We start from the raw sequence: 14,645 nt of genomic DNA, 5'->3' as shown, positions 1-14,645 counted from the left end.
AAATGGATCGCAACAACAACCCCTCTCCTGACGTCTTATCTCCTTGGATAAGAAAAGCGATCCCTCGGGGGGCGGTCGGCTTTACGGCATGGTCCGAACGGGATATTTCCATACGCCTTTCCACTATTCGTGGACTTCGCCACCGGATCGCCGCCGGTGCGGAAGATCTCGTCGACGCATTGGAAACGCGGCCCAGCCGAACCGCGGCCGAGAGCGTCAGCGCCGAAATCCTGCCGCTGGCGGAGGCCTGCCGGTTTCTGGAGCGGGAAGCATCCAGGCTGTTGGCGCCGAAGAGGCTGGGCCGGCGCGGGCGCCCGGCTTGGCTGTTCGGGGTCGAGGCGGAGGTGCGGCGGGAGCCGGTCGGCACCGTGTTGATCGTCGGTCCGTCCAATTACCCGCTGCTGCTGCCGGGCGTTCAGGCGGTCCAGGCTCTGGCGGCCGGAAACCGGGTGCTGGTCAAGCCGGCGCCGGGGTGCAGCGCGCCGATGATCCTGCTTGGAGCCTGGCTGGAAGAGGCCGGACTGCCGCCGGGGCTGTTCCGGGTGCTTGACGAGTCCGCCGCTGCGGTGGCGGAGGCCATCGAGGAGGGCATCGACAAGCTGGTGCTGACCGGATCGGCCGATACGGGACGGGCGGTGGCGAAGAAGCTGGCCCGGCATCTGGTGCCCTCGACGATGGAACTGTCGGGCAACGACGCCGTCTTCGTCCTGCCGGGTGCGAACCTGGAGCAGGTCGCCCGCGCGCTGGCCTTCGGCCTTCGGCTCAACGGCTCCGCCACCTGCATCGCGCCGCGGCGGGTGTTCGTCCCGTACGACATGGCGGCGGGCCTGGAGGCCGTACTTCTCCGCCATGTCGGCGCGATATCGGCGGTGCCGGTGTCCCCACCGACCGGACGCCGGCTCGCCGCCCTTGCCCGGGATGCGGTGTCGGGCGGAGCCCGCGCGCTGGGGGCTTTGCCGGGGGATGAAGGTTCTGCGATGGCACCGCTGATACTTGCCGACGCGAGATCCGACATGGCGCTGCTGCGTGAGGAGATCTTCGCCCCAGTATTGTCTCTGGTGCCGGTGCGGGACATGGAGGAGGCGCTGACGGTTGCGGCCGGCAGTCCCTATGCGCTGGGGGCGTCCGTGTTCGGGCCGGAGGCGCAGGCCCGGGAATTGGCTGGGCGGATCGATGCCGGGACCGTGACGATCAATGACCTCATCGTGCCGACCGCCGACCCGCGCCTGCCCTTCGGTGGGCGGCATGCCAGCGGCTGGGGCGTCACCCGTGGCGCCGAGGGACTGCTGGAGATGACACAGGTGAAGACCGTCTCGGTCCGCAAGGGGCGGCTACGCCCCCATTTCGACCAACCGCGCGCCGGTGACGAGGCGCTGATGCTGGCGGCGCTGCGCCTGTTCCATGGCGGGCCCGGCACCCGCGGCGGGGCGCTGCGGCGGCTGGTGCAGGCGGTGCGCGGACGGTCCGCCGGATGACCGTGGGCCTCACCCGACTGTGGCTCACGACTGACTTTGACCCCAACGAAACACGGATGACCGGATGTTTGCCCTGGCCCTTGCCTTTCTGATCGGCGCCGTCGCCGGCTCACGCACCCTGATCGCCCCGGCGGCCGTCAGCTGGGCCGCTTACGGCGGCTGGCTCGACCTGTCGGGAAGCTGGCTGTTCTTCCTCGGCCACCCGGTGTCGCCCTGGGTCTTCACCGCCATGGCGGTGGCGGAACTGGTCGTCGACAAGCTGCCGACCACTCCCAGCCGCAAGCTGCCCTTTCCCTTCGCCAGCCGCATCGGCAGCGGCGCCATCGCCGGTGCGGCCATCGGGGCAAATGCCGGATTCTGGATCGGCGGTCTGGTGGCCGGCGGCATTGGCGCCGTGGTGGGCACGCTGGTCGGCTATGCCGCCCGCATGCGCATGGCCACCGCCTTCGGTCGCGACCGCCCTGCCGCCCTGCTGGAGGATGCGGTGGCGCTGGTCGCGGCTCTGCTGATCGTCTCCGCCGCGTGAGGAGTGGCTACCCCTCGACACCGTCCAGCCAGCCTGACAGTCTCGCCTCCAGCCCGGCGTAGCCGCTGCGGATGCGGGCCTCCAGCATGGTAGTCTCCGGCAGCAGGCGGGTCATGAAGAAGCGGGCCAGCCCGATGCGCGCGTCGAGGAACGCCGGGTCGTATCCAGCTGGCCGCCGGGCCGCGGCGCCGGCGGTCAGTCCCCACATCCAGCCATAGGCGACCAGCGCCGTCAGCCGCAGCAGGTCGGTCGCCCCCGCCGCGCCGTCGCGTGGGTCGCGATCCTCCTGCCGCAGCCAGTCGGTGAGACCGTGCAGACGGCCGGCGGCAATGCGCAGGGGGGCCGCCAGATCCGCGGTCGCCGGATCGTCGGCCAGAGCCTGCGCCGCATCCTCCACCGCAGCCAGCATCCGCGCCAGCGGCCGGCCGCCATGCAGGCCCAGCTTGCGCTGCACGAGGTCGAGCGCCTGGACGCCGTTGGTGCCCTCGTAGATCTGCGTCGCCCGCACGTCGCGGACCAGCTGCTCGACGCCATTGTCGCGGATATAGCCGTGGCCGCCCATCACCTGCTGGGCCAGCACCGCCGACTCGAAACCGAAATCGGTGCCGGCGGCCTTCACGACCGGGGTCAGCAGCGCCGCCCAATCCTCCGCCTCGTCGGCCAGCGACGGATCCCCGGCGGCGCGGTCGAGCCACAGCGCCACCCATCCCGCAAGCGCCCGCCCGGCATCGGTCAGCACGCGGGCGGTCAGCACCATCCGCCGCACGTCGGGATGATGCAGGATCGGGTCGCCTGCTTCACCGCTGCCGCCGGGCGCCCTGCCCTGCACACGGTCGCGGGCATAGGAGAGCGCCGCCTGCGCCGCGCGTTCCCCCACCCCGATGCCCTGGATACCGACGAACAGCCGTTCATGGTTCATCATCGTGAACATGGCGGCGAGCCCGCGGTGCGGCGCCCCCACCATCCAGCCGACGGCCCCCTCATAGGACACCACGCAGGTGGGCGAGGCGTGCAGCCCCATCTTGCGTTCCACCGACAGCACCGACCAGCCGTTGCGGGCGCCGTCCGGCAGGTGCTTCGGCACCACGAACAGGCTGACGCCGCGGGTGCCCTCCGGGGCGTCGGGCAGGCGGGCCAGCACCAGATGGACGAGGTTGTCGCTCAGGTCATGGTCGGCCGACGATATGAACATCTTCTGCCCGGCCAGCCGGAAGCTGCCGTCGCCCACCGGCTCCGCCCGCGTGCGCAGCAGCCCGAGGTCGGTCCCCGCCTGCGGCTCGGTCAGCGCCATGGCCCCGGTCCAGTCGCCGGCCAGCATCGGCGGCAGGCAGCGCTCCTTCACCGCCGCGTCGCCATGGGCGGCGAGCGCCCGGATGGCGCCCTGGGTCAGGCCGGGGGTGATGCTGAAGGCGAGGTTCGCCGCGCACACCATCTCCGTCACCAGCGTGTCGAGCAGCGCCGGCATCCCCTGCCCGCCATAGGCCGGACTGCCGGACAGCCCGTTCCAGCCGCCGTCGCGCCAATGCCGCCACGCCTCGCGGAACCCCGCCGGCATGCGCACGCCGCCGTCAACGACCCGTGCGCCCTCTTCGTCGCCCGACCGGTCGAGTGGCAGCAGCACCTCGACCGCCAGCCGCCCCGCTTCGGCGAGCACGGCGTCGAACAGGTCGGGCGTCGCCTCCTCCCACCCGGCAGCGGCGAGCGCCTCGGGAGCCTTCAGCACCTCGTTGACGAGGAAGCGGACGGCGTGCAGCGGCGGTTCGTATACGCTCATGTTTCCGCACTCACGCCGTGGTCTCGCTGTAGGCCCGGCGAAGCTCACGCTTCAGCAGCTTGCCGGCGGTGTTGCGCGGCAGGCTGTCGACGAAATGCACCTGCTTGGGCAGCTTGAAGGGCGCCAGATGACCGCGGCAATGGGCGATCAGCCCCTCGGCATCGACGCTCTGGCCGGTGCGCAGCACGACGAAGGCGGTCACCGCCTCGATCCATTTCGGGTCGGGCAGCGCCACCACCGCGACCTCGGCGACGGCGGGATGGGTGTAGATCGCCTCCTCCACCTCGCGGCTGGCGACCACCACGCCGCCGGTGTTGATGACGTCCTTGATGCGATCGACGATGTGGAGATAGCCGGCCTCGTCCAGATAGCCGACGTCGCCGGAATGGAACCAGCCGCCCTGGAAAGCCTCCTCCGTCTCGCGCTCCTTGTCCCAATAGCCGATCATCAGCTGGGGAGAGCGGTGGACGATCTCGCCATGGCTGCCCGGAGCCAGATCGTTCATCTCCAGATCGACGACCCGTGTCTCGACATTCAGCACCGGCCGGCCGGCGGAGGCCGGGCGCTCCTCATGCTCTTCCGGGGCCAGCACGGTGGCGAGCGGGCCGATCTCGCTCTGGCCGTAACAGTTGAAAGGCTTAGCGTTGGGCAGGCGCCGGCGAAGCTCCTGCAACACCGGAACCGGCATGATCGAGGCGCCGTAATAGAGCTTCTCCAGCGACCCCAGATCGTGCACATCGAAATCGGGATGGCGCAGCAGCCCGACCCACACCGTGGGCGGCGCGAAGAAGGAGGTGATGCGGTGCGCCTCGATCAGTTCCAGGCATTGCTTCAGGGCCGGAGCCTGGATCAGCAGGGTGGTGGCGCCGACCATCAGTTGCGGCATCAGGAAGACATGCATCTGCGCCGAATGGTAGAGCGGCAGCGCCGCCAACGCCCGGTCGCTCTCGGCAAAGCGGCAGTCATGGATGGCGCTCTCATATTCCGCCAGCAGGCCGCCATGGGTCATCATCGCGCCCTTCGGCGCCGCGGTGGTGCCGGAGGTGTAGAGAAGCTGGACCACCGTGTCGGCGTCCACAACCACGTCGATGTCCGCCGAGGCGCCCCGATCCTGTGCGATGGCCAGCACGTCCAGATCACCGGCACCGGCGGCCAGGGTCCCGACCCACTCCATTCGTGCCGCGGTTCCGGCATCGGCAAGGGTGCCGGCCAGATCGTCGTCGTGCAGCACCATCCGTGCCCCCGACTGGGTCAGGATGTAGGACAGCTCCTCTCCCGTCAGGGCATAGTTGACCGGCACATGGATGAAGCCGCCGACCGCGCAGCCGAGCCAGGCCACGACATAGGCGTCGGAGTTGCGCCCGAAGGCGGCCACCCGGTCGCCCGGCCGCAGACCCATGTCGTGGAGCCGCCGGGCCACCCGCCTCGCCGCCACATGCAGGCCGGCGAAGCTCCAGTCCCGACCGTCGTAGCGCAGGGCGATGCGGTCGCCATAGCGCCGCGCCGCCCGTGCCAGAGCCCCGCCGATGCTGGTGCCGCGCGCTGCGGCGATGGCGTCCTTGGCAACGTCCATAGGCATCTGTGTCCTCCCGGTTCTACAAGGTTCTGGCGCCGGTGCCGCACACCCTGGTCACAGGCTCGGCTGGCCTTTTCTTTACTGTATGGAAGCTAAGTTACTTGAAAGTAAGCACAGAAACAAGTTTGCTGCACGAACTGACTGTTTGCCGGTCTGGACATGGGCACAGCCAAATGGGAAAGCGATAGGCCGGAAGAATGAGCGAAGGGAGCCAGCACCGCATGTCGGACTCGCCATGGAAGACCGCCGCCGACCGCCGCAGCGAACGGGAGGAGAAGCGGATCGCCGTGCTGCGGACGGCGGCGCAGGCCTTCAACGAGCTTGGCTATCACGCCACCTCGCTGGACGACATCGCCCGGCGGCTGAACGTGACCAAGCCGACGATCTATTACTATGTGAAGAACAAGGAAGAGATCCTGTTCGAGTGCGTGCGGATCGGGCTGGAAATGCTCGACAGCGCTTCCAACGACGTGACCGGTCATGGCGGCAGTGCCCATGACGAGCTGGTGGCGGTGATGACCACCTATGTCGACATCGTCACCATGGATTTCGGCATGTGCGTGATCCGGGTCGGCGAGGAACCGCTGACCGAGGACAGCCGCCGTACCCTGCGCGGCTTGAAGCGCCGCATCGACCTGAAATTCCGCAGCCTGATCGAACGCGGCATCGCCGAGGGCAGCATCGTCCCCTGCGATCCGAAGATTGCCGCCTTCACGCTGTCGGGCGCGCTCAGCTGGGTTGCCCGCTGGTACCGCCCGGACGGCGAGCTGGATCCGGCGGAGATCTCACGCCAGTCCATCGCCCTGCTGCTGAACGGCCTGCGCCCGCGTCCCGACATGGGGTGACTCCGCCGTCGGGGCACACTCGACCATAGGCCCAAAGTGCGCCGGCCGACCTGCCGTCAGCGTTGTATGACCGGCCACTGCTCTCCTTCTTATACATATGTGGGTATGATGAAAATGGGGTAGTGAGTTGCCGTCGATGTGCGATCCAGAAGAGCATTCCTGACGTAGAACGATCCATGTGTGGCCCCGGAACCGAGGATCGTCCAGAAGATGACCGTCGAACTGACAGATGTGCAGGCGAAGAGACTTTCCACCTTCTCGATCACCCACGACGATCTGAACCGGTTAAAGGGCAACCGGGAGTTCGCGGAGCAGCGTCTTCCCGCATTGCTGACCGAGTGGCACCGGCATTTCGATGCATGGCCGGAGATTCAGGCGGCGCTGCAACGTCCCGACGTGCATGCCGCCCGCCTGGATCATTGGATGCGGGCCGTATCCGGTCGGATCGATGCCGGCTTCGGCGACTCCGCGAAACGGCTTGCGACCCTTTTCTATGAGAACGGCGTCCCCGCTTATGCGGTGTCGATCTGCCATTACATCGTCAGTTCCAACATCGCCCGCGAACTGGGACTCACCGGTGGCGAAGAAGGGCTGAGGGCCGACCTGTTCGGCGCCGCGGCCCGCCGCAACCGGACGGCTCAGCTGGAGACGCTGAACAAGATCGCGTGGTTCGACATCGAACTGCTGCTGGAGACCTATCGGGTGGCGGAGGAGGAGAGCAAGCGCGCCACCCTCGACCGGCTCGCCGGCACTTTCGAAGACAGCGTGAAGAGCATCGTGGAGGGCACGGTCGCCGCCTCCAACCAGATGCAGGCCCATGCCCAGCGCATGTCGCAGATCGCCACCAGCACCAGCCGCCGCTCCGCCGATGTCGCGTCGGAGACGGAATTCGCCTCGTCCAGCATGCAGACGGTGGCCGCGGCGACCGAACAGCTCGCCAGTTCCATCACCGACATCAGCCGGCACGTCAACGAATCCTCCCGCATCTCCACCTCCGCCGTCGGTGAGGCGGAACGGACCAAGGGAACCGTCAGCGGTCTGGTGGACGCGGCCCAGCGCATCGGCGACGTGGTCAACCTGATCAACAACATCGCCAGCCAGACCAACCTGCTGGCTCTGAACGCCACCATCGAGGCGGCACGGGCGGGAGAAGCGGGCAAGGGCTTTGCCGTCGTCGCCAGCGAGGTGAAGAGCCTCGCCAACCAGACCGCCAAGGCGACGGAGGACATCTCCAGCCAGATCGCAGGCATGCAGAATGCTGCCGGCCAAGCCGCCGACGCGATCCATGCCGTGGGGCGCACCATCATCCACATCAACGAGATCGTCACCACGGTCGCCGCGACGGTGGAGCAGCAGACCGCCGCGACGCAGGAGATCACCCGGAACGTGCAGGAGGTCGCGGTCGGCACCCGCCGGGTCACCGGTTCCATCGGCGAGGTCACGCAGTCCTCGTCGGAGACCGGCGGCATCGCGCAGGAGGTGCTGGCCGCCGCCGGACTGCTGCACCGGCAGGCGGACGAGCTGAACCGCGGCGTCGGCGATTTCCTGACCAGCATCCGCGCCGCCCGCTGATCCGCCGATCTGGATTCGCCGATCCGCCGCGCATGGCTGCCGCGCCCCCTCGCCCGCTGGACGGACGGGGGCGGCGGCGGGCAGCATGGGGCGGTCGCAAATCATTCGTACAGGTATGGTTTCGTGGTCAGCGCAAGGGATGGCGGCGGGAACGGCCCAGGGAATGGCCCCAGGAATGGCGACGGATCGTGGCTCAGCCTGCGGACGGTCGCACAATGGGCGGGACTGCTCGCCCTGTCCGCGGCAGCGACGATGGGTCTCGATGCGGCCGGGCTGCCGGCGGCATGGCTGATCGGGCCGATGATCGGCGCCATCGCGCTGGGCGTCGGCGGCGCCACCATCCGCGTTCCGGCCTCGGGCTTCACCATGGCGCAGGCGATCATCGGCTGCCTCGTCGCCCATGCCGTCACCTCGTCGATCCTGCTGTCCATCGCGCAAAACTGGCCGCTGATGCTGGGAACCGTCGGGCTGACGGTGCTGGTCAGCGGCATCGTCGGCTGGCTGTTCGTCCGCTATGGCAGCCTGCCCGGCACCACCGCGGCCTGGGGCGTGTCGCCGGGTGCGGCCTCCGCCATGGTCGCCATGGCCGGCGACTATGGCGCGGACGTCCGGCTGGTCGCGGTGATGCAGTATCTGCGCGTCGTCCTGGTGGTGCTCAGCGCCTCGCTGGTGACGCATGCGCTGACCGCCGGTTCGCAGGGCTCCGCCATCCCGGTGGCCCCGGTGGAGGCGCTGGACCTGCGGGGGCTGGCGGCGACGCTGCTGGTCGCCGCGGCGGGCGGCTGGATCGGCCACCGTTTCCGCATTCCCTCCGGCGCCCTCTTGGTGCCGATGGTGCTGGGCGCGCTGGTCCAGACCGGTGCGGGCGTGACCCTGCAACTGCCGCATGCGTTGCTGACCATCACCTACACCGTCATCGGCTGGAGCATCGGCCTGCGCTTCACCCGCGAGGTGCTGAGCCACGCCCTGCGCGCCGTGCCGCAGATGCTGCTGTCGACCGGGCTGATGATCGCCCTGTGCAGCCTGTCGGCCTGGGTGCTGGTCACCCTGCTGCCGACCGACCCGCTGACCGCCTTCCTCGCCACCAGCCCCGGAGGGCTCGATTCGGTGGTGGTGATCGCGCTGGGCAGCGGGGTGGATCTGCCGCTGGTGCTGGCCCTGCAAACCCTGAGGCTTTTCGTGGTGGTGCTGTCGGGGCCGCCGCTGGCCCGTCTGATCGCACGCTACGCCTGACAGCTGCGTGGCGCCATTGCGCCCCGGCGTCGGGCGGACGTATCCTTGTTACCCCCCTTTCATGACCGATCCCGGAGTGCCCCGGCAATGACCGACCGTCCCCACCGTCCCGAAACCATCGCCGCCGGCGCCCTGGGCTTTGAGGATGCGGCCAGCGGCGCGGTCATCCCGCCGATCCACCCGTCCACCACCTATGTCCGCGACCCCGACAACGGCTATGGCCGCGGCCGGGTCTATGCCCGCGCCGACAACCCGACCTTCGACATTCCGGCTAGGACCATCACCGAACTGGAGAAGGGCACCGACACGCTGCTGTTCGCCTCCGGCATGGCGGCGGCGACCGCAGTGTTTCAGGCGTTGGACCCCGGCGACCATGTGATTGTGCCCGACGTGATGTATTGGGCCTTCCGCAACTGGGTCCATGGCCCCGCAACCCGCTGGGGGCTGAAGGTCGAAGGCGTCGACACCAGCGACACCGATGCGGTGCGTGCGGCGCTCCGTCCCGGCCAGACCCGGCTGGTGTGGGTGGAAACCCCGGCCAACCCGCTGTGGACCGTCACCGACATCGCCGCCGTCGCCGAACTGGCGCACGAGGCGGGGGCCTGGCTGGCGGTGGACAGCACGGTCGCCACCCCGGTGCTCACCCGGCCGCTGGAACTGGGCGCCGACATCGTCATGCATTCGGCAACCAAGTACCTCAACGGCCATTCCGACGTCGTCGCCGGCACCCTGACCGCCGCCCGCAAGGACGAATTCTGGGGCCGTATCAAGGCGGTGCAGACCCAGCAGGGCGGCATCCTCGGCAGCTTCGAGGCATGGCTGCTGCAGCGTGGCCTGCGCACCCTGTTCGCCCGCGTCCGCTGGCAGAGCGACGCCGCCATGACCCTGGCGGAGCGGCTGTCCGCCCATCCGCGGGTGGCCGAGGTGCTCTATCCCGGCCTGCCCGGCTTCCCCGGCCATGGCATCGCATCGCGCCAGATGACAGGCGGCTATGGCGGCATGCTGTCCGTCCGCGTGAAGGGCGGCACCCAGGCGGCCATCGACACCGCCGCCCGCGTCGAAATCTGGCGCCGCGCCACCTCGCTCGGCGGGGTGGAGAGCCTGATCGAGCATCGCGCCAGCATCGAAGGGCCGAGTTCGCCTGTGCCGGGCGATCTGCTGCGCCTGTCGGTCGGGCTGGAGTCGCCGGACGACCTCTATGAGGATCTGTCACAGGCGCTTGGACAGGGCTGAGGACCGTCCATCTCCCGCCGCCCGCGGGACAGGGCGGCGGGACATATCGACGCGGCACGGCGGAGCCAGCGCATTTCCGAGTACCCCCAACGCGGATAGGGCTTGACAGTGAGAATGATTCGCGACGTTATTCGCTGAGAATAAGTCGCACTTGCTGTCATTACCGACCACCGACGTTCGAGGAGACCTCCATGTCGAAGCGCGCTGCCGGCTTTGCCGCCGTAGCCGTCGTTGCCCTGCTGCCGTACGGTGCCCAGGCTGCCGGTCCGGCCTACAAGGACGTGGCGAAGAACTACGCCGACATCGCCCATGCCGCCTATGAGGACGCCACCAACGGCGCCAAGGCGCTGAAGAAGGCGGTGGACGCCCTGGTCGCCAACCCGACCGAGGACAATCTGGCGAAGGCGCGCGACGCCTGGAAGGCCGCCCGCGTTCCGTACATGCAGACGGAAGCCTTCCGCTTCGGCAACCCGATCGTCGACGAATGGGAAGGCAAGGTGAATGCCTGGCCGCTGGACGAGGGTCTGATCGACTATGTCGACGAGGGCTATGCCGGTGGCGAGAGCAACCCCTACGCCAAGGCGAACGTCATCGCCAACCCGAAGATCACGGCCGGCGGCAAGACCATCAACGCATCCAAGATCACCAAGGATCTGCTGACCGACAAGCTGCATGGCGCCGGCAAGGTCGAGGCGAACGTCGCCACCGGCTACCACGCCATCGAATTCCTGCTGTGGGGCCAGGATCTGCACGGCACCGGCCCGGGGGCCGGTGAGCGCAAGGCCACCGACTACGGCAAGGGCAAGGACTGCACCAACAGCCATTGCGACCGCCGCGTCCAGTATCTGAAGGTCGCCACCCAGATGCTGGTCGACGACCTGTCGGAAATGACCGCCGATTGGGCCGCCAAGGGCAAGGCCCGCGCCTCCATCGCCAAGGCGCCGGAGAGCGAAGGCGTCGGCCGCATGCTGACCGGCCTAGGATCGTTGAGCTATGGCGAGCTGGCGGGCGAGCGCATGAAGCTCGGCCTCATGCTGCACGATCCGGAAGAGGAGCATGACTGCTTCTCCGACAACACCCACAACTCGCACTATTACGACGAAGTCGGCATGGTGAACGTCTACAACGGCAGCTACAAGCGCACTGACGGCAAGACCGTCTCGGGTGCCTCGCTGTCGCAGCTGGTCGCCGCCAAGTCCGCCGACGCCGACGCCGCGGTCAAGACCGCCCTGGCCAACACCATGAAGGCGATGCAGGCGATCAAGGACACCGCCGACAGCGGAAAGATGGCCTACGACCAGATGATCGCCGCCGACAACGACGAAGGCAACAAGCTGGTGTCCGCCGGCATCGACGGCCTCGTCGCCCAGAAGAAGGCGCTGGAAGGCGCCGTCGCCGCGCTGGGCGTCTCGGTCGAGGTCAAGGGCTCCGACAGCCTCGACGACCCGTCGAAGGTCGGCAAGTAAGCACGCCTGCCCGGCTCCGGTCCCGCGCCCTCCCGCGCAGGACCGTTTCCCCCGAGCTTCCCTTCCGGGCCGACCCGGCCGGGGATGGCGAAGGGACCGGAGCCGGCCCTTTCCTGCCTGAAGTTTTTTGGACCGCCGTCATGCCGCATCGCCCCGCCTCCGCCCTGTCCCGTCGCACCCTCCTGCGCGCCGGGGGTGCCGCCGTCGCGGCGACGGCGCTGGGCGGAACCGGCCTTGCCGCCCCCGATGCCGGTGCACTGAAAGCTGGTCTCGCCGGCCCGACGCCGGTCACTGCCGCCGGCGAGCTGGTCGAGGTCGAGCTGGTCGCCAGGCAGCGTATGCTGCGCATCCTACCGGAACCGGCCGGGCTGTCGCCGCTGATCACCTATGCCGACAGCTTTCCCGGCCCGATCATCCGCATGCGCAAGGGCCAGCGGCTGCGCGCCACCCTGGTGAACGGGCTGGACGAGCACACCTCGATCCACTGGCACGGCATCCGCCTGCCGAACCTTGAAGACGGTGTGCCCTATTTGACCCAGCCGCCGACCAAGCCGGGCGAGCGCCACGTCTATGAATTCACCCCGCCCGATGCCGGGTCCTTCTTCTTCCATCCCCACTGCAACACGGTGGAGCTGCTGGGCCGCGGCCTTGCCGGCGTGCTGATCGTCGAGGAGCCGGACGCGCCGAAGGTCGATGCCGACATCGTCTGTCTGCTCAAGGACTGGCAGCTGGACAAGACCGGCAGCTTCGGCACCTTCATGACCGACCGCGGTGCTTCCCGCGCCGGCACCTTCGGCAGCGTCTCGACCGTCAATGGCGCCATCGAGCCGGTGATCGAGGTCCCCGCCAACGGCGACATCCGCGCCCGCCTCTACAACATCGACAGCACCCGCGTGGTCGATCTGCGGGTGGAGGGGGCCGAGGCCTGGATCATCGCGGTCGACGGCAACCCGCTGCCGCCCCGCCCGCTGGACGGCTGGCCGATGGGGCCGGCCATGCGCATCGACGTGCTGTTCCGTGCGCCCGCCAAGGCCGGCCAGACCCTGCGGCTGACCAACGTCTATTCGGCGGAACCCCGGCCGCTCGCCACCTTCCGCGCCGTCGGACCGAGCCTGCCCAACAAGCGCTTCAAGCCGCGCGCCCTGCCCGCCTCCGCCATTCCGGAGCTGGATTTGAAGGACGCGCCGATCATCCCGATGGCCTTCTCCGCCACCGCGGTGGCGCAGAGCTTCGACGCGGCGGCCCTGCCCGGCCTGCCCTATGCCGACGCGCTGTGCCTGTCGGCGAAGACCTTCTGGGCGATCAACCAGCAGAGCTGGCCGGAGGGCGGGCACGAGCGCCTGCCGCCGCCGCTGGTCACGCTGGAGAAGGGCCGGAGCTACATCTTCGAGCTGGCCAACCTGACGCCGCACCTGCACCCGATCCACATCCACGGCTACACCTTCAAGGTGCTGTCCTCCGACGCCCGCAAGGTGGTGCCCCACCATGCCGACACGGTGCTGCTGGAGCCGAAGGAACGGCTGCGCGTTGCCATCAAGGCCGACAATCCCGGCGACTGGATGTTCCACTGCCACATCATCGAACATCAGGACACCGGCATGATGGGATACATCCGCGTTGCCTGATTTTATCAATATCCGCAATGCTCTGGCGGCTGCGCTGCTCCTTGCCACGCAGATTGCCCCTTTCGCCGCCCAGGCTGCCGACAGCCTCGACAACCGCATCGGCGAGGCGCTGTTCCGCCGCATGTGGGTCGCCGCTCCCACCGCGACGCAGGCGGCGGACGGGCTCGGTCCGCTCTACAACGCGCGCTCCTGCGCCACCTGCCATCCGCGTGGCGCCGGTGGCCGGCCGCCCGATCCGGCGGTGAAGGACGACCAGGGCGTCGGCTATGCGATCAAGCTGAACGCCGATCCGGTCTATGGCCGGCAGATCCAGTCCAACGCCATTCCGGGCCAGCTGGTCGAAGGCCGCCCCCGCGTCGCCTACCGCGAGGAGACGGTCCGCTTCCCCGACGGCGAGACCGTCCGGCTGCGCCACCCGACGCTGGTGGTCGAGGATCTCGGCTATGGCCCGCTGGCCGAAGCGACGGTGATGTCCGCCCGCGTGCCCCCGCGCGTCCATGGCATGGGCCTGCTCGACCGCATCCCGGCCGACGCCATCGAAGCCGAAGCCGCCAGGCAGGCGGCCTCCGGCGGTCCGGCCGCCGGCCGGGTGAATTATGTGACGGTGGACGGCGAGCGGCAGGTCGGCCGTTTCGGCTGGAAGGCGATGCATCCCACCCTGGACCACCAGGATGCGGAGGCCTTCAGCCTCGACATCGGCATGTCGACCCCGGCCTTCCCCAAGCCCTGGGGCGACTGCACCCCGGCACAGACCGTCTGCCGCAATGCGCCGCACGGCGATTCCAAGCAATTCGAGGGGCTCGAGATCCCCAGCACCGTCATCGGTCTGATCGATGGCTACCTGCGCGACCTGCCGCCCGACGGCAGCCTGGAGGCGCCGAAGGATAAGGCTGGCACCGCCCTGTTCGCCGACACCGGCTGTGCCGCCTGCCACCGCCCGTCCTGGCGCACGGGGGAGGATGCCGAGCATCCGTCGCTGTCCAACCGCGACATCTTCCCGCACAGCGACATGCTTCTCCACGACCTCGGCCCCCGGCTGGGCGACCGGCTACCGATGGGCGAGGCGAACGGATCGGACTGGCGCACCACGCCGCTGTGGGGTCTGAACCGGCTGGCGGCCAAGGATGGGCAGCTGTCGCTTCTGCATGACGGCCGCGCCCGCAGCGTTACCGAGGCGATCCTGTGGCATGGCGGCGAGGCGGAAGCAGCGAAGGACCGCTTCACGTCTCTGCCGGGCGAGGACCGGAAACGTCTGGTGCGTTACGTGCTGGGTTTGTAAAGGAAGGGCGGGGGTTCGCTCCACGTCACAGGCAGAAGGGA

General features: G+C 68.8%; 11 protein-coding genes. 9 read left to right on the top strand and 2 right to left on the bottom strand.

All coding sequences use genetic code 11. The features are described 5' to 3' along the window. Positions 1-2: 2 nt before the first annotated feature. Together ABNQ39_RS16370 and ABNQ39_RS16365 are read left to right on the top strand one after the other, a co-directional pair. A complete protein-coding gene (locus ABNQ39_RS16370) occupies positions 3-1,475 on the top strand; it encodes an aldehyde dehydrogenase family protein (protein WP_376961699.1) in 1,473 nt (490 codons plus the stop codon). A gap of 64 nt (positions 1,476-1,539) precedes the next feature. Further along, positions 1,540-2,001: a DUF4126 family protein gene (locus ABNQ39_RS16365; RefSeq protein ID WP_376961697.1), complete on the top strand. Its 462-nt coding sequence runs from the start codon at positions 1,540-1,542 to the stop codon at positions 1,999-2,001. A gap of 7 nt (positions 2,002-2,008) precedes the next feature. Here the strand turns inward: ABNQ39_RS16365 and ABNQ39_RS16360 are convergent, their stop codons facing one another. Beyond that, complete coding sequence (locus ABNQ39_RS16360) at positions 2,009-3,775, bottom strand: acyl-CoA dehydrogenase (RefSeq protein ID WP_376961695.1); 1,767 nt, start codon at positions 3,773-3,775, stop codon at positions 2,009-2,011. 10 nt (positions 3,776-3,785) lie between these two features. Beyond that, complete coding sequence (locus ABNQ39_RS16355) at positions 3,786-5,354, bottom strand: fatty acyl-CoA synthetase (RefSeq protein ID WP_376961693.1); 1,569 nt, start codon at positions 5,352-5,354, stop codon at positions 3,786-3,788. A gap of 218 nt (positions 5,355-5,572) precedes the next feature. On the opposite strand from ABNQ39_RS16355, the gene ABNQ39_RS16350 reads away from it, so the two are divergent. The 7 genes from ABNQ39_RS16350 (at position 5,573) to ABNQ39_RS16320 (ending at position 14,604) form a co-directional block, all read left to right on the top strand. Further along, a complete protein-coding gene (locus ABNQ39_RS16350) occupies positions 5,573-6,196 on the top strand; it encodes a TetR/AcrR family transcriptional regulator (RefSeq protein ID WP_376961691.1) in 624 nt (207 codons plus the stop codon). A gap of 210 nt (positions 6,197-6,406) precedes the next feature. Beyond that, complete coding sequence (locus ABNQ39_RS16345; RefSeq protein WP_376961689.1) at positions 6,407-7,768, top strand: methyl-accepting chemotaxis protein; 1,362 nt, start codon at positions 6,407-6,409, stop codon at positions 7,766-7,768. 252 nt (positions 7,769-8,020) lie between these two features. Continuing rightward, on the top strand, positions 8,021-9,001 hold the full coding sequence (locus tag ABNQ39_RS16340; RefSeq protein ID WP_376961687.1) for an AbrB family transcriptional regulator: 981 nt from the start codon (positions 8,021-8,023) through the stop codon (positions 8,999-9,001). An 87-nt stretch (positions 9,002-9,088) separates the two neighbouring features. Then, positions 9,089-10,234, top strand: a complete 1,146-nt coding sequence (locus tag ABNQ39_RS16335; RefSeq protein ID WP_376961685.1) for a trans-sulfuration enzyme family protein — start codon at positions 9,089-9,091, stop codon at positions 10,232-10,234. Positions 10,235-10,425: 191 nt separating this feature from the next. Beyond that, the gene (locus tag ABNQ39_RS16330; RefSeq protein WP_376961683.1) at positions 10,426-11,700 is read left to right on the top strand and encodes an imelysin family protein; all 1,275 of its coding nucleotides are present in this window, start codon (positions 10,426-10,428) and stop codon (positions 11,698-11,700) included. Between the two features lie 140 nt (positions 11,701-11,840). Next, positions 11,841-13,325 (top strand): multicopper oxidase family protein, encoded by a 1,485-nt coding sequence (locus ABNQ39_RS16325; protein WP_376961681.1) that lies wholly within the window; start codon positions 11,841-11,843, stop codon positions 13,323-13,325. Then, positions 13,318-14,604 carry a di-heme oxidoredictase family protein gene (locus tag ABNQ39_RS16320; RefSeq protein ID WP_376961679.1) on the top strand — a complete coding sequence of 429 codons (1,287 nt, stop codon included), beginning with the start codon at positions 13,318-13,320 and terminating at the stop codon, positions 14,602-14,604. Before ABNQ39_RS16325 ends, ABNQ39_RS16320 begins: the two co-directional genes overlap by 8 nt. Positions 14,605-14,645 lie beyond the last annotated feature (41 nt).

Source organism: Azospirillum sp. A26 (assembly GCF_042604635.1).
GTDB classification, from domain to species: domain Bacteria; phylum Pseudomonadota; class Alphaproteobacteria; order Azospirillales; family Azospirillaceae; genus Azospirillum; species Azospirillum palustre.
Note: the sequence above shows the minus strand (reverse complement) of the source record. Positions and strands in the feature narration are given on the sequence as shown.